Source organism: Halococcus salsus, assembly GCF_009900715.1.
Lineage (GTDB): Archaea > Halobacteriota > Halobacteria > Halobacteriales > Halococcaceae > Halococcus > Halococcus salsus.
The window spans coordinates 537401-552426 of record NZ_JAAAJC010000001.1 but is presented as its reverse complement, the minus strand read 5'-3'; the positions used below and the strand labels follow the sequence as shown (position 1 = coordinate 552426).

Below are 15026 nucleotides of genomic sequence, written 5' to 3'. Positions count from 1 at the left end.
TCGGTTCGTCTCACTCATTGGTCTTGCGTCGTGAGTCGCCGAGCGTTCGCCTCCGGGTCGCCGTCCATGACCGCCGTGCCGATCAACAAGGCATCGGCCCCCGCCTCGCGCATCCGCCGGACGTCCTCCGAGCTCGTGATGCCGCTCTCGGCCACGAGGGTCACGTCGTCCGGGACCCGCGGCGCGAGCTCCTCGAAGGTCGAGAGGTCGACCTCCAGCCGCGCGAGGTCGCGGTTGTTGACGCCGATCAAGTCCGCATCGGCAGCCAGCGCGGCGTCGAGTTCGGCGCGGGAGTGAACCTCCACGAGCGGCTGGAAACCACGGTCGCGGGCGGCTGCAACGAGTTTCGGGAGGTCGTCGACGAACCGCGCGATCAGGAGGACGGCGTCCGCCGCGACGGCATCGAGCTGCGCCTCGCGAAGCACGAAGTCCTTCCGGAGCACCGGCACCGAAACCGCCTCGCGAACGGCCGTGAGCGCGTCGAGCGAGCCGCCGAAGTGGTCGGGTTCGGTGAGCACCGAGATCGCCGCCGCGCCGCCGGCGACCATAGACTTCGCGAGCGCCACGGGGTCCTCGTCGCGCTCGCCGTCGGTCGTCGGGCTGGTGGGCTTGACCTCGGCGATCACCGGCACGCGACCCTCGGATTCGGCCGCGGCGAACGCGGCGGGGAACGACCGCGCCGAGACGGCGAGCCGATCGGTGCCGCCCTCGCGTTCGGCCGCGGCCGCCAGGATCGATTCGACCTCGGGGGCCACTCCCTCGGTTTCGTTCATTAGTGTACAGTGATGGACTGTTTTGTACATAAGACTTGCGTCACCCAACGGAGGCGGACAGAATGTTAAAGACCCGCACGGCCCTATGATCGTCATGAGCGAGGTCGCCGGAATCTACGCGCGGGAGTCGAACTATCTCGACCGCTGCGTCCAGGTCGGGGTGGCGAGCGACCGCGTCGTCTCGGTGTCGTTCCCACGGAACTTCGCGTCCGGGGCCGACGCCCGGCACGAGGTGCTCGACCGGATATTCGAGTACCTCGAAGGCGACCACGACGAGTTCCGAGACGTCGAGATCGGCCTCACCGTTCCCACCGACCAGCGGTCGGTGCTCGAAGCCGTTCGCGAACTCCCCTACGGCACCCAGACCTCGGTCGAGCCGCTCACGGGTCGCATCCCCGGCTTCGACCCCGAGGACGACGACGACCGTGACCGCGTGCGCACCGCGCTCGACGAGAATCCGATCCCGATCATCATCCCCGACCACCGCGTTCGGGACGGCCCGAGTGCGGCTCCCCCGAAGGTCGAACAGCGGCTGCGATCGCTCGAAGGACTCTAGCCCCCACCTTTTGCTGCGCTCAGTCGCTCCCTGTGGTCGCTCCTTCGTCCCAAAATCGCGGAGCGATTTTGTGTGCCAATCAGAACTGCTTCGCAGTTCTGATGACGCTGGCAAAATGTGGATCAAAAGCCTGCGTCACCTCCTTCGGAGGTTCCTTGGCCCGCTCGCTTGTTTCACTCGCTCGCGGTGCGATCACTAACCGCCTCCGCAAACCACAACCGCACCGCCGAAGCCCTCAGCACCCGCTCACTTCGTTCGCTACTCACTCGGCCTACGGCCTCGTTCGAGTGCTTCGCCCTTCATCCGCCAGGCCAGCAACCGCACCGCAACCGCCTCGCGGCCGCACCGCGACCGCCACCGCCGCGCCGCCACACCGCAACCGCGCCGCGGCCGCGCCGCACCGCGCGGCAGGAGGTCCAACACGATTGTTTTCGGTAGTTAGATCGGCTGAAAAACCAGCCCGGTCTGCCGATGACGCAAGCCATTTCATGCCGTGACGGCAACGCACAGGAGTCTTGGAACGAGTGCCGAATCCGGTTCGACTGGTGGTCGCCTGGGTGGGAACGGCGCTGGTTCGGGCGGACCTCATCGAGCCCGAACGCGCGCGCCGAACCACCGACCTCGCGTGGCCCCGGATCGTCACGGGCCTCGCACGGATGTCGAAGAACGCCGCCGACACGGCGATGGTCGGCCTCGCAGTGGGCACAGCCGCCATCGCAGGTGTGGGCTTCGTCGCCCCCTACTGGGGGATGGCGTTCGCGCTCGGCGGCGGCCTCGCCAGCGGCACCATCGCACTCGTCTCCCAACGCTACGGGGCCGACGAACCCGTCGGCCAACCCGTCCGGTCGAGCATCCTCGTCGTGCTCGGGCTCACGGTCCCGGTCACCGCGCTGTTCTGGTTCCTCCCGACACAGCTCCTCGGCCTCCTCAGCGACAACCCGCGCGTGGTCGAACTCGGCGCGAACTACCTCCGACTCATGGGCCTCGGCGTCCCCTTCGCGGGCCTCAACCTGATCGCGAGCCGCGCGCTCGTGGGGGCCGACGACGCCTGGACCCCGATGGTGGTCCGGGCCGCCGGCGCGGTCCTGAACGTCGCCGTCAACGCGGCCCTGATATTCTGGCTGGGCTACGGCGTCGTCGGCGCGGCGGTCGGCACCGTCCTCGCGAACGTCGCCGTCACGATCGCGTTCGTCTACGGGCTGACGGCGGGCTGGCTCCCGGGCGTCGGGAAACTCCCCATCACCGTCGATCCGCTCGGCACCTACCTCCACGGCGAGACGACCCGCCAACTCGTGAAGATCGGGACGCCCCTGATCGGCAAGAACGTCGCCTGGCGACTCGGCGGCTTCGCCATGCTCTGGATCGTCGGGCTGTTCGGGACGACGGTCGTGGCGGCGTTCGTGGTCGCCCAGCGCGTTCGGGACCTCCTCAACACCCCCGGCTGGGGCTTCGGGCTCGCCTCCTCCAGCCTCGTCGGCCAGGAACTCGGCACCGGCGACGAGGACACCGCCGAGGCCTACGGCACCGAGGTGATCCGCTTCGGCGTCGCGGTCTACTTCCTGCTCGCGGCGGTGGTGTTCGTCCTCGCCGATCCGATCGCGCTCGCGTTCGTCGGCGACCCCGCGAGCGACGCGCTCCCGATCGCCACGCTGCTCGTCAGGGCGACCTGCGTCGGGATCGTCTTCAAGGGCCTCTCGCGAACCGCGACCGGCCCGCTCCGCGCGAGCGGCGACACCCGGTGGCCGTTCTACGGTCAGGTCCTCGGCTACGTCGTGGGCCTCCCGCTCGCGTACCTCGGCGCGACGACCGACCTCGGCCTCCCGGGGCTCGTGGTCGCCGTCGTCGCCGTGATGGTCGCGCCCGCCGCGGTCAGCTACTACCGCTTCTCGACGGGTCGATGGAAGGTGATCGCCCGAGACTACCGTCCCGCGACCCAGCCCGGCGACTGACGATGCGAGCAAGGGCCACGATCCGGAACCGATTAGGCCGACCAAAATGCTTATGACTTTAGGGTTGCCTAACTCGGGTAATGGCCGTTCCCTCCCACCGATTGGGCCCCGACACGACCACGACCGACGACCACAGCGGATCGCGGCTCGACCACGGCGTCTCGGTGCACACCACCCGCCCCGGCCGTCGCGTCTTCGTCGAGGCGGGGAACACCGACGGGTGGATCGCGACGGACCTCGCCGTCGACCTCGAACGCTGAACTGCGGGACTGATAGCTCTCGGAGGGAATCGAAAAAGAACGAGTTTTCGTGGACTACGCCTCAGTGCGTCGCTTCTTCGAGCACGAGGGTGTCGTCTTCGAGGTAGTGCTCCAGGTGGTGGGCGTACTCCTCGTAGTCCGTGATCGCGTGGCGCAGGACCTCCTCGGAGGTGTAGTCGCCGAGGTTGTTGGCGAGTTCGATGTGGTCGCGGAACCGCTCGACGATGTCGGCGAACATCACCATGTCGTTGGCGACCGAGGTCCGGACGTCGTAGACGTCCTCACCCTCGAACTCGACGTAGCTCCGCTCGTCGAGGTTGACGGGACCCGCGACGGGGACACCACCGAGCGCCTGGGCGCGTTCGGCGATCGCGTCGGCGTGCTCCTCGACGTCCTCGTAGGCCTCCTCGAAGAAGCGGTGGAGTTCGAGGAACTCGGCACCCTCGACGTTCCAGTGGTGCTTCTTGAGCTGGTGATAGAGCACGTACGACGCCGCGAGGTCGGCGTTGAGCGCGTCGATGACCTGTTCGGCGCGCTCGGCCTCGATGCGGGTCGCCGGCGATTCGTCGACCGTGCCGAACTCCTGCTGGAGACGGGAGTCGGATTCTTGGAGACTCATCATCCCAGTGTAGGACGACAAGCCACTTAAACATTCCCCTCGCGAGAAGTTTTCTTTGGGATCCCGAAAATCCGGTTTCCATATCGGAACACGCGATGGCATCGCACGGGGGATCGCCCGGCGGAGCGAAGCGGATGAGTGATCGTTGCAATCGATCTCGATCGAAAAGTCACGGGCGGAGCGGGTTTCGATTTAGGCCGACCGAAATCGGAAGGCTTTAGCTTCTTTCGGCGGGCCTAACTCGTATGCGACGACGACGATTCCTCGCAACCACGGCGGTCGCCGGCGGGCTGCTCGCCGGCTGTACCGGGAGCGACGGCGGAACCAACGAGAGCACCGCTGGTGCCGGCGACGGGACCGCCGCGAGCGACGGAACGACCGGCGCGGGAGCCGCGACCGAGTCCGGATCCACCGCGGCCGAGGGAACGGGCTCGGAGGCCACCGACGGAACGGGAACCGCATCGGGCGGGTCCTACAGCACCACGATGCCGCCCGTGGGTACGGTAAGCTTCGACAGCGTTCCCGAGACGTGGGTCGCCAACAACGGAAGCTGGGCCGACATGGGTGTCGCGCTCGGCAAGCAGCCCCCGAAGGCGGTCTGGCTCACCGAACGGTACCACACCCAGTACTACGACGAGATCCCCGGCGTCTCGGTTGACAAGAGCGGGATGCAGAGCCTCTACAGCGACGGGGTGAGCAAGGAGCTGTTCTACGAGCTCGACGGCGACGTCCACGTCATCGACCCCAACTTCCTCCTGAACCGGTACAAGGGCTGGAACCAGACCGACATCAAGGAGATCGAGACGGAGATAGCGCCCTTCTTCGGCAACAGCATCTTCTCGCGGGGCTACGACTGGCACGAGGACTACCCGTACCTCTCGCTCTACGAGGCGTTCGAGAAGCTCTCACAGGTGTTCCAGGAGACCGAACGCTACGAGGCCTTCGCCGGTCTCCACGACGACTTCCAGTCGAACGTGAGCGAGGTCGTCCCCTCGGGCGAGAAACCCGCCGTGGCGATCATGTGGGCGGGAAGCGACCAACCGGATACGTTCTCCCCGTACCTCATCAGTCCCGGGACGAGCTTCAAACAGTGGCGCGACCTCGAAGTCCGGGACGCGTTCGCCGACACGTCCGTTCGGGACTTCCACGCCGACCGGAGCGAGGTCGACTTCGAGACGCTGCTGGAGGTCGACCCCGACGTCCTACTGCTTCGGGGCCACGAGGACAAGACCCGAAAGCAGTTCCAGAACACCGTGGTGTCGTATCTCGAAAGCAACGACACCGCGAGCGCGCTGACCGCGGTCGAGAACGGCGACGTCTACCGCGGCGGCCCGCTCTATCAGGGCCCGATCACGAACCTCGTGCTGACCGAGCGCGCCGCCCGGCAGGTCTACGGGGCCTCGGACCAGCTGTTCGACCGGCAACGCGTGGCCGACATCGTCACGGGGTCGTCGTGAGGGGAGCGTAGATGGCCGGGAGCGGTTCGACGACGACCGCCGGCGAGGACGAAGGCTGGTTCGAGTGGGTCGACGGCTCGCTGGTCTCGCTGATCCTCGCGAGCGTCGCGATCGTGGCGGTCGCGGGGCTGGTCCAGGTGAGCTTCGGGTCGTACTCGATGACCATCGGCCAAGCCTGGGGGGCGGTGTTCGACCCGGTCGTCTGGACGCACCCGCAGGTGATCGCGACCTTCCTGCTCGGTGAAGGCCTCGCGAACGGCCTCTTCTCGGCGCTCGGTCTCTCGACGGCGGCCGTCGACCTCCCCCAGCGTGCGCTGATCGTCTGGAACATCCGCCTGCCGCGCGTCCTCGTCGCGGCGTTCGTGGGCACGAACCTCGCGATCTCGGGGGCGATCTTCCAGGCCGTGACCCGCAACGAGCTCGCGAGCCCGTTCATCCTCGGGGTCTCCTCGGGGGCTGGGCTCGCGATCCTCCTCACGCTCGTCGTCTTCTCTGGCCTCACGGCGCTGTTGCCGGTGACGGCGTCGCTCGGTGGCGCGGTCGCCTTCCTGATCGTCTACGCGATCGCCTGGCAGAACGGCACCTCGCCGGTTCGGCTGGTCCTCGCGGGCGTGATCGTCAGCACGGTGTTCCAGTCGCTCCAGACCGGCCTCTTCTTCTTCGCCGACGACCTCGGGATCGTCCAGCAGGCGATCTCCTGGACCACGGGCTCGCTCACGGGCACCGACTGGGAACAGGTCCGGATCGCGCTGCCGTGGACGATCCTCGCGACGGTGCTCGCGCTCGCGGGCGCACGCCAGCTCAACGTCTTACTACTGGGTGAGCGCACCGCGAAGTCGCTCGGGATGTCGGTCGAGCGGGTCCGCTTCGCGCTCTCCGGCATCGCGATCCTGGCGGCGGCGGCGAGCATCTCGGTCGCCGGGATCGTGAGCTTCGTGGGCCTCATCGTTCCTCACGTCGTCCGTAACCTCGTCGGCAGCGACTACAAGCGCCTCATGGTCGGTTGTGTCTTCGCCGGCCCGGCACTGATGGTCGCCGCCGACGTCGGCGCGCGCCTCGCGCTCAACCCCGTCCAGATCCCCGTCGGGATCGTTACCGGGCTGATCGGCGGGCCCTACTTCCTCTACCTGATGCGAAAGCAGGGCTCGATCGGCGAGGTCTGAGGGGAGGATCTCGCCCCAACGAAAACGTTTATGCGTTTTAGGAGTGCCTAAACAGATATGGACGCGAGCGCTTCGTGGTGGACGAACGCGTGGTCGGCGTTCGACACACGACTGCGACCGACGGAGGGCGAGCCCCGATGACCGACGACGACCCGCTCCGGACGGACGGCGGTACGCTCGTCGAACGCAGCGAGTCGTCGGGACCCGCGGACGAACCCGGCGTTCCCGCCGAGCGGGACACCACGCTCGAATGCGAGGAGGTCGTGCTCGGCTACCCCGAGGGCGAACCGGTCATCGACGGCGAGTCGGTCTCGATCCCCCAGGGCTGCGTGACGGCGCTGGTCGGCCCGAACGGCTCGGGCAAGAGCACGCTCCTCCGGGGGCTCTCGAACCAGCTCACGCCCGACGACGGCGTCGTCAGGCTCGACGGACAGGCGATACAGACCCTCGACACCAAGGAGCTCGCACGGAAGCTCGGGTTGCTCTCACAGGAGAACGTCTCGCCGTCGAGCATCACGGTCGAGGACCTCGTGCTGCACGGTCGGTACCCCCACCGTGGCTTCTTCGATTCGCTGACCGACGAGGACGAGTGTGCCGTCGCGGACGCGCTCAGCCTCGCGGGCGTCGACCACCTCAGGGACCGCGAGGTCGGCGGGCTCTCCGGCGGCCAGAAACAGCTCGCGTGGATCGCGATGGTGCTCGCCCAGGACACCGACGTCCTCCTGCTCGACGAGCCGACGACCTTCCTCGACCTCCACCACCAGCTCGAAGTCATGGAGATCATCGAGACCTTGAAGGCCGACTCCGAGGTCACGATCGTGCTCGTGCTCCACGACATCGACCAGGCCGCCCGGTACGCCGACCACGTGCTCGCGCTCGACGACGGCTCGATCTACGCCCGCGGTCCCCCCGATGAGGTCATCACCGAGGACCTCCTCCACGACGTCTTCGGGGTCGCGGCCACCGTCGAGCACACCGACCGCGGCCCGCGCGTCACCGCCCACAACGCGGTCCACGACGCCGACGGCAACGACCTGAACACACCCTCGACGTAGTCCTCGCTCTCGGGACCAGCCCGACGACGTGTGCACTTTTCACGCCGGCCAGCCACGCGACCGTATGCACAGCCGTGTTCGATCCGGCGACGGCAGCGGTCTCGAAACCTCGACGTGGCCCGCACTCGACAGCACCCCATCGCGTCGGTTCGACGCACCGCTTCGGGGGCCGAACCGATGACCGGCGAGGCACGCGAGGCCGACGGCGAGACCGGCCCGCTCGACGGGCTCACGGTGCTCGACGCCTCGCGGGTGCTCGCGGGGCCGTTCTGTACGATGCAGCTCGGCGACCTCGGGGCGGAGGTGGTCAAGGTCGAACGCCCCGACGGCGGCGACCAGACCCGGGGCTGGCAACCGCCGTCCTACGGTGAGAGCGACGAGAGCGCCTACTACATGAGCATCAACCGGAACAAGCGCTCGATCGCGCTGAACCTCGCCTCGGCGGACGGCCGCGAGGTCTTCCGGGCGCTCGCGCGCGAGGCCGACATCCTCGTCGAGAACTTCCGCGTGGGGAAGATGGACGACTGGGGGCTCGGCTACGACGACCTCGCCGAGGTGAACCCGGAGCTCGTCTACTGCTCGCTCTCGGGCTACGGCGAGTGGGGCCCCGATGCGGACCGGCCGGCCTACGACATCATAATGCAGGCCGAGGGTGGGCTGATGAGCATCACCGGCGAGGAGGGCCGAACCCCCGTCCGAGTGGGGGTCGCACTCGCCGACATCGGTGCGGGGATGTACGCCACCCAGGCCATCCTCGCGGCGCTACTCGAACGCGAACTTGGGAACTCCGGCGGCCAGAAGGTCGACATCAGCCTCTTCGACGGGCAGGTGGCCTGGATGACCTACATGGCCTCGAACTACTTCGCGACCGGCGACCCGCCGACCAGGATGGGGAGCAGACACCCGACCATCGTGCCCTACCAGGCGTTCGAAACGCAGGATAGCTACGTCGTGGTCGCGGTCGGCTCCGAAGCTATCTGGGCGCGCTTTTGCACCGCGCTCGACCGCGAGGACCTCGCCGAGCACGAACGCTTTTCGACCAACGCCGACCGGGTGGCGAATCGCGAGGAGCTCGACTCCCTGCTGGCCGACGAGATCGGCGAGTACGGAACGGACGAGGTCCTCTCGGTGTTCGACGACCACGACGTGCCCGCGAGTGACGTCCACGACATGGCCGATATCTTCGAGACGCCACAGGTCGAGGCCCGAGGGATGCACCGCGAAATCGAGCATCCGACCGCGGGTTCCGTCGAGATGCCGGGCAGCCCGATGCACTTCTCGAACACCCCGACGACCATTCGTCAGTATCCGCCGCGGCTCGGCGAACACACCCGCGAACTCCTCCACGAGGCAGGCTACGAGGATGAAGCTATCGAGGAGCTGGTCGAGGCCGACGTCGTCGCGCCGCTCGACGAGTAGGACGGGTCGAAAAGTCGAAACGGCGATTCGAAAAGTTCGGGCTTCTACTGCGGGCTCGGGCTGCCGGAGCCCTGCTGGTTGACCGGCTGGCGGTCGAGCGCGCTGCCGGTGATGGACTTGAGGCGGTCGACCAGCCCGTCCTTCTCGCCCTCACCGGCGAGGGCGACTTCGAGGACTTCCGAGATGTGCGAGACCGGGATGATCTCGATCTGGTCCTCGTACTCGTCCTCGATCATCACGTCCTGTTCGTTCGCGGCCGGGATGATGACGCGTTCGAGCCCGGCCTTCGCGGCGGCCTCGATCTTGTGCGTCACGCCGCCGACGGGCAGCACGTCGCCCCGGACCGAGAGCGACCCGGTCATCGCGAGGTTCTGGTCGACCGGGACGCTTTCGAGCGCGCTGATGACCGCCGCCGCGACGGTGATGGATGCGGAGTCACCGTCGACGCCGCCCTCACCCACCTGGACGAACTGGATGTGGATGTCCTTCTCGGAGATGTTCTGGTCCGAGAACTTCTTGATGATCGCCGAGACGTTCTGGACCGCTTCCTCGGCCATCTCCTTCAGCTGGCCGGTGGCGATCACGCCACCCGGACCCTGCGAGGGCGTGACCTCGGCCATCACGGGCAGGACGATGCCCGAGTCCTCGCCCATCACGGCGAGGCCGTTGATACGGCCGACGACCTCGCCCTGGGCCACCGTCATCTCGTAGTCCTTCCGGCGCTCCATGAACGTGTCCGCGAGCTGCTGTTCGATCGAGCGCGAGCGGCGCTTGGCCTGAAGCACGTGGTCGCGGGTGGTGAACTCGGCGTCCTCGGCGCGGGCGATGTCGCCCGCGACCCGGACGAGCCCACCGAGGTCGCGCATCTTGAGCGTGAGGTGGCCCTTCCGGCCCGCACGACGGCGGGCTTCGAGGATGACCTCCTCGACCGCCTTCCGCGTGAAGTGGGGCAGGCGGCCGTCCTTCTCGACCTCCTGGGCCACGAACCGCGAGTACTTCCGGCGCATCTCGGGTTCGTCCTCGATGGTGTCGTCCATGTAGACCTCGTAGCCGTAGCCCTTGATCCGCGAGCGCAGCGCGGGGTGCATGTTCTCCATCGCGTCGAGGTTCCCCGCCGCGATCATGATGAAGTCGGTGGGGACGGGCTCGGTCTGGACCATCGCGCCCGAACTGCGCTCGGACTGCCCGGTGATCGAGAACTCCCGCTCCTGGATCGCCGTCATCAGCTTCTGCTGGTTGCGGATGTCGAGCGTGTTGATCTCGTCGACGAACAGCACGCCCTTGTTGGCCTTGTGGATCGCGCCGGCCTCGACGCGGTCGTGGCTCGGCGTCTCCATCCCGCCCGACTGGAACGGGTCGTGGCGGACGTCGCCGAGCAGCGCGCCGGCGTGGGCACCCGTCGCGTCCTCGAACGGCGCGGTCTGGTCCTCGGCGGCGTTGATCAGGAGGTTCGGGATCATCGCGTCCGTGCTCCGCGAACTGTACTTGAAGGCGAGGTAGATCAGCACCGCGAGCACGCCGCCGATCAGGAGCTGGTTGGCTATCAGGAAGGAGTAGCCCAGCACGATGGCGATGATGATCCACATCAAGAACTGGCGCATCTGGTTGCGCTTTTGGGCCTCCTCCTTGTGGGCGTCGATGATCTGTTCGCCCTTCCCGGCCGGAACGGTTCTGACCTTCGGCGCGTTGCCGTCGTCGGGGTTGTGATACACCAGCACGTCCTGGAGGTCCTCCTTCGGGAGGAGCTGGCTCATCGCCTTCGCCAGCATCGACTTCCCCGTCCCGGGCGTGCCGATCATCATGACGTGGCGGCGCTGCTTCGCGGCCTTCAACACCACGTCGCGGGCGTGGTCCTGCCCGATCACCTGGTCGACGAGACGGTCCGGGATCTCGATGTCGGCGGTCGACTCGATGTCGAGACCGCCGAGCAGCCCGTCCTCGTTCTCCTCGATGATCGCCGCCTCGGCGATGTCGCTCCCGAGGTCCTCCTCGAACGGCGCGTCCTCCGGCTCAGGGTCCGACTCCGACTCCGTTTCCGACTGGGTCGGGAACGCGTCGTCGGCGTCCATTTCATTACTCATGTGACTGGCTCTAACAAGCGATCGGAGGGCACGTTTACTGATATACTTTCTCCCCTCGGCGACCGGCGTCACACCACCGTCTCCGGTCCCGACAGCCTCGCTCGACGGGATTCGCGCCCCGACCGACGACTGAACGGACTTAAATACACGCCGTCCCACGGACGGATATGAGACGGGGCTTTTACATCGGTCGATTCCAGCCCTACCACGACGGCCATCATCGGATGGTCGAACACATCGCGAAGGAGGTCGACGAACTCGTGCTCGGGATCGGGAGCGCCGACGACTCCCACACCCGTCACGACCCCTTCACCGCGGGCGAGCGGATCATGATGATCACGAAATCGCTCGCCGACTCGGACCTCGTCATCTATCCGGTGCCGATCGAGGACCTCAATCGGAACGCGGTCTGGGTTTCCCACGTCCGGAGCATGTCGCCGACCTTCGACGTCGCCTACTCGAACAACCCGCTCGTCGTCCAGCTGTTCTCGGAGGCCGGTATGGAGGTCCAGCAGTCGCCGATGTTCGATCGCGAGAAGCTCGAAGGCTCCGAGATCAGGAAACGGATGATCGTCGACGAGGGCTGGCGCGAACTCGTGCCGCCCGCCGTGGTCGACATCGTTGCGGAGATCGACGGGATCGAGCGTATCCAACGGGTGAGTGACACCGACGGGGCCGCCGCACAACCGAACCCCAGCGGCTCCACCGACCCCGAGTAACCGTGATCACGCTGAGTTCGGACTTCGGTTCGCCCTACCCGGCGGCGATGAAGGGCGTGATCCTCGGTCGGACGGACGCCCGACTCGTCGACGTCGCCCACGACTTCCCACGGCAGGACGTTCGCACGACCGCCTTCTGGCTCCGCGAGGTACTCCCGACCTTCCCGCCCGCCGTCCACCTCGTGGTGGTCGACCCGGGCGTCGGCACCGACCGCGCGGCACTGGTGGTGCGTGCCGGCGACCACGTCCTCGTCGGCCCGGACAACGGGGTGCTCGTTCCCGCCGCCCGACGGCTCGCCGAAGGGGGTGAAGATTTCGAGGCGTTCGCGATCGAGGACGACGCCGCGAGCGCGACCTTCCACGGCCGGGACGTGTTCGCACCCGCCGCGGCGGCGGTCCACGAGGCCGATATCGACGCCATCGAGAGCCTCGATGGCTACGAACCGGTCGACGAGATCGAATCGCTGGCGTTCCCCGAGCCGACGGTCGACGACGGAACCGCAACGGGAGCGATCCTCGTGGTCGACGGCTTCGGGAACGCCATCACGAACGTTCCGGGGAGCGTGCTCGACGGCCGGTTCGGCGAGGAGATCGAACTCGACGGCGAGTCGGTACGGGTCGAACGGTCGTACGCCCACGTCGAGCCCGGCGACCGGCTCGTCACCGTCGGCAGTCACGGGAACGTCGAACTCGCGGTGAATCGAGGTCGGGGTGTGGAGGCGTTCGGCGTCGGGGTGGGTGACCCGGTCGTGCTCGCGTTCGTGTGATGGTCGACGCGTTCGGGGCGATGAACGCGGTGGGGCTGCTCGCGTTCGCCGCCGCCGGGGCGCTGAAGGGGGTCGACGCCGACCTCGACCTGTTCGGCGTGACCGTTCTCGGGACCCTGACCGCGCTCGGCGGCGGTATCGTCCGGGACGCCCTCGTCGGCCGGATCCCGGTCGCACTTCGGACGACCACCGACGTGGGTCTCGCGTTCGCGGGCGTGGTCATCGCCGTCGTTCTCGCGTGGCTGCTCGGGGGACGGGTCCGGGGCCACCCGGTCGTCGCCCTCTCGGACGCGGTCGGTCTCGCGGCGTTCGCCGCCACCGGGGCGCTCGTCGGCATCGACGCGGACCTCTCGGCGTTCGGTGTCGTGGTCCTCGCGGCGCTCACGGGGGTCGGTGGCGGGAGCCTCGCCGACGTCCTCCTCGGACGCGTGCCCGCCGTTCTTCACGAGGATTTCTACGCGACGCCCGCCGTGGTCGGTGGGGCGGCGTTCTGGATTGCGACCCGGTTCGACGTCGCCACCGGCTCCGCGACGCTCGGGTGTGCCGTCGTCGTGTTCGCGCTTCGGGTGCTCGCGCTCCGCGGGGACTGGCGGCTCCCGACTATCGGGTGAAAAATTTCGTGGTTGGTCGTTCGGCTCGCGTCAGTTGTCGGCCGAGATCACGTCGTCGATCCGGACGATCATCGTCGCGGCCTCGGTGGCGGACTCGAGCGCTTCGTACTTCACGGCCGCGGGGTCGAAGACGCCGGCCTCGACGGGGTCGGTGACCTGGCCGGTCTGACCCTCGGAGATGATGCCGGCGCGACCCTCGCTGTCGTGACGGGAGCGGAGGTCGACGAGCGCGTCGATCGGGTCCATCCCGGTGTTCTCGGCGAGCGTGCGCGGGAGGACGTCGATCGCGTCGGCGAACGCCTCGACCGCGAGCTGGCGGCGGCCCTCGATGCTGGCCGCGCGGTCGCGGATGTGGTCGGCGATCGCGATCTCGCTCGCGCCGCCGCCGGGGACGACACCACCGGCGTCGAGCGCGGCGGTCACGACGTCGAGCCCGTCGTTGAGCGCGCGTTCGAGTTCGTCGGTGACGTGGTCGGTGCTGCCGCGGGCGAAGACGGTGACGGACTCGGCGGCCGCACCGCCCTCGACGAAGGCGAGGTCGTCGTCGCCGTAGGACTCGACGCTGACCGACTCGGCGTTACCGAGGTCGTCGCTTTCGAGGTCGTCGATCGCGCCGACGCGGCTCGCGCCGGTGACCTGGGTGATGGACTTCGCCTCGTCGTCGCCGACCGATTCGAAGGCGAGGATGCCCTCCTCGGCGAGGGAGGCCGCCGCGCGGTCCTCGATGCTCTCGGTGACAAACGCGACGTCGACGTCGAGGTCGGCGAGCTTCTCGGCGTACTGCTTGAACTGTTTCTCTTCGGCGTCGAGCGCGGCGTTGAGCTGGTCGATGTTCGTGACGTCGTACTCGGCGTCGACGCTCGACTCACGGATGTCGAACTCGACGTCGAGCACGGCGATCGAGGCGTCTTCCACGCTGGTCGGCATGTCCTCGCGGACCGGCTCCTCCTCGCTGATGACGCCCTCGACGAGTTCGGTGGCGCTGGAGGCCGCACCGGTCTGGGTTCGCACTGAGATCTCGTTTCGCGCGACGCCGTCGTCGCCCTCGACCTGGCGAACGGCGTCCACGACCGTCTCGGCGAGCGCCTCCGCGTTCACGTCGCCGGTGCCCTTCCCGGTCATCGAGGTGCGGGCCACGGCTCGGAGCCGGTCGTCGTCGAGGTCGTCGGCGTCGAGGACGAGCCCCTCGACCGCTTCGTTGGCCAGCGCGGCGGCCTCGTTGTACCCCTCGACGATCGTCGTCGGGTGGACGTCGTCGTCGAGCAGGTTCTCGGCCTTCGCGAGCAGCTGACCGGAGAGCACGGCCGCCGTCGTCGTCCCGTCACCGACCTCGTCCTCCTGGGTCTCGGCGACTTCGACGATCATCTGGGCGGCGGGATGCTCGATGTCCATCTCGCCGAGGATGGTCGCGCCGTCGTTGGTGATGACGACGTCGCCGGCGTCCGAGACGAGCATCTTGTCCATGCCGCGTGGACCGAGCGTCGTGCGTACGGCCTGCGAGACCGCCTTCCCGGCGGCGATGTTCGAGCTCTGGGCGTCCTGTCCGCGGGTGCGCTGCGTGTCCTCGCTCAGGATGAACATGGGCTGTCCACCCATT

General features: G+C 67.8%; 14 protein-coding genes. 10 read left to right on the top strand and 4 right to left on the bottom strand.

The window, feature by feature from the left end:
• Nucleotides 1–14: 14 nt before the first annotated feature.
• Entirely contained in the window at nucleotides 15–773 is a 759-nt protein-coding gene (gene trpC, locus GT355_RS02895; RefSeq protein ID WP_160133247.1) for an indole-3-glycerol phosphate synthase, read from the bottom strand.
• 94 nt (nucleotides 774–867) lie between these two features.
• On the opposite strand from trpC, the gene GT355_RS02890 reads away from it, so the two are divergent.
• The 3 genes from GT355_RS02890 (at nucleotide 868) to GT355_RS02880 (ending at nucleotide 3538) form a co-directional block, all read left to right on the top strand.
• Nucleotides 868–1329: an MGMT family protein gene (locus GT355_RS02890; RefSeq protein WP_160133246.1), complete on the top strand. Its 462-nt coding sequence runs from the start codon at nucleotides 868–870 to the stop codon at nucleotides 1327–1329.
• A gap of 515 nt (nucleotides 1330–1844) precedes the next feature.
• Nucleotides 1845–3278, top strand: a complete 1434-nt coding sequence (locus GT355_RS02885) for an MATE family efflux transporter (RefSeq protein WP_160133245.1) — start codon at nucleotides 1845–1847, stop codon at nucleotides 3276–3278.
• An 80-nt stretch (nucleotides 3279–3358) separates the two neighbouring features.
• A complete protein-coding gene (locus GT355_RS02880; RefSeq protein WP_160133244.1) occupies nucleotides 3359–3538 on the top strand; it encodes a hypothetical protein in 180 nt (59 codons plus the stop codon).
• 61 nt (nucleotides 3539–3599) lie between these two features.
• Here GT355_RS02880 and dpsA read toward each other — a convergent pair whose 3' ends face one another.
• The gene (gene dpsA / locus GT355_RS02875) at nucleotides 3600–4157 is read right to left on the bottom strand and encodes a DNA starvation/stationary phase protection protein DpsA (protein WP_120069426.1); all 558 of its coding nucleotides are present in this window, start codon (nucleotides 4155–4157) and stop codon (nucleotides 3600–3602) included.
• A 245-nt stretch (nucleotides 4158–4402) separates the two neighbouring features.
• Here dpsA and GT355_RS02870 point away from each other — a divergent pair, with 245 nt between their 5' ends.
• The 4 genes from GT355_RS02870 (at nucleotide 4403) to GT355_RS02855 (ending at nucleotide 9251) form a co-directional block, all read left to right on the top strand.
• A complete protein-coding gene (locus tag GT355_RS02870) occupies nucleotides 4403–5614 on the top strand; it encodes an ABC transporter substrate-binding protein (protein ID WP_160133243.1) in 1212 nt (403 codons plus the stop codon).
• Between the two features lie 11 nt (nucleotides 5615–5625).
• Nucleotides 5626–6777, top strand: a complete 1152-nt coding sequence (locus GT355_RS02865; protein WP_160133242.1) for a FecCD family ABC transporter permease — start codon at nucleotides 5626–5628, stop codon at nucleotides 6775–6777.
• Nucleotides 6778–6914: 137 nt separating this feature from the next.
• Nucleotides 6915–7832 carry an ABC transporter ATP-binding protein gene (locus GT355_RS02860; RefSeq protein WP_240145695.1) on the top strand — a complete coding sequence of 306 codons (918 nt, stop codon included), beginning with the start codon at nucleotides 6915–6917 and terminating at the stop codon, nucleotides 7830–7832.
• 177 nt (nucleotides 7833–8009) lie between these two features.
• Nucleotides 8010–9251 (top strand): CaiB/BaiF CoA transferase family protein, encoded by a 1242-nt coding sequence (locus GT355_RS02855; protein WP_160133240.1) that lies wholly within the window; start codon nucleotides 8010–8012, stop codon nucleotides 9249–9251.
• Nucleotides 9252–9295: 44 nt separating this feature from the next.
• Here the strand turns inward: GT355_RS02855 and lonB are convergent, their stop codons facing one another.
• Nucleotides 9296–11332 (bottom strand): ATP-dependent protease LonB, encoded by a 2037-nt coding sequence (gene lonB, locus GT355_RS02850; protein ID WP_120069412.1) that lies wholly within the window; start codon nucleotides 11330–11332, stop codon nucleotides 9296–9298.
• Nucleotides 11333–11499: 167 nt separating this feature from the next.
• On the opposite strand from lonB, the gene GT355_RS02845 reads away from it, so the two are divergent.
• The 3 genes from GT355_RS02845 to GT355_RS02835 are packed head-to-tail and all read left to right on the top strand — an operon-like array spanning nucleotide 11500 to nucleotide 13429.
• On the top strand, nucleotides 11500–12051 hold the full coding sequence (locus GT355_RS02845) for a nicotinamide-nucleotide adenylyltransferase (protein WP_160133239.1): 552 nt from the start codon (nucleotides 11500–11502) through the stop codon (nucleotides 12049–12051).
• Nucleotides 12052–12053: 2 nt separating this feature from the next.
• Nucleotides 12054–12818, top strand: coding sequence for an SAM hydrolase/SAM-dependent halogenase family protein (locus GT355_RS02840; protein WP_160133238.1), 765 nt, complete (start codon nucleotides 12054–12056; stop codon nucleotides 12816–12818).
• Nucleotides 12818–13429, top strand: a complete 612-nt coding sequence (locus GT355_RS02835) for a trimeric intracellular cation channel family protein (protein ID WP_160133237.1) — start codon at nucleotides 12818–12820, stop codon at nucleotides 13427–13429. The genes GT355_RS02840 and GT355_RS02835 overlap by 1 nt, the downstream gene beginning before the upstream one ends.
• A 30-nt stretch (nucleotides 13430–13459) precedes the next feature.
• On the opposite strand, the gene thsA is transcribed toward GT355_RS02835, so the two are convergent.
• A complete protein-coding gene (gene thsA, locus GT355_RS02830; RefSeq protein ID WP_192927978.1) occupies nucleotides 13460–15025 on the bottom strand; it encodes a thermosome subunit alpha in 1566 nt (521 codons plus the stop codon).
• Nucleotide 15026 lies beyond the last annotated feature (1 nt).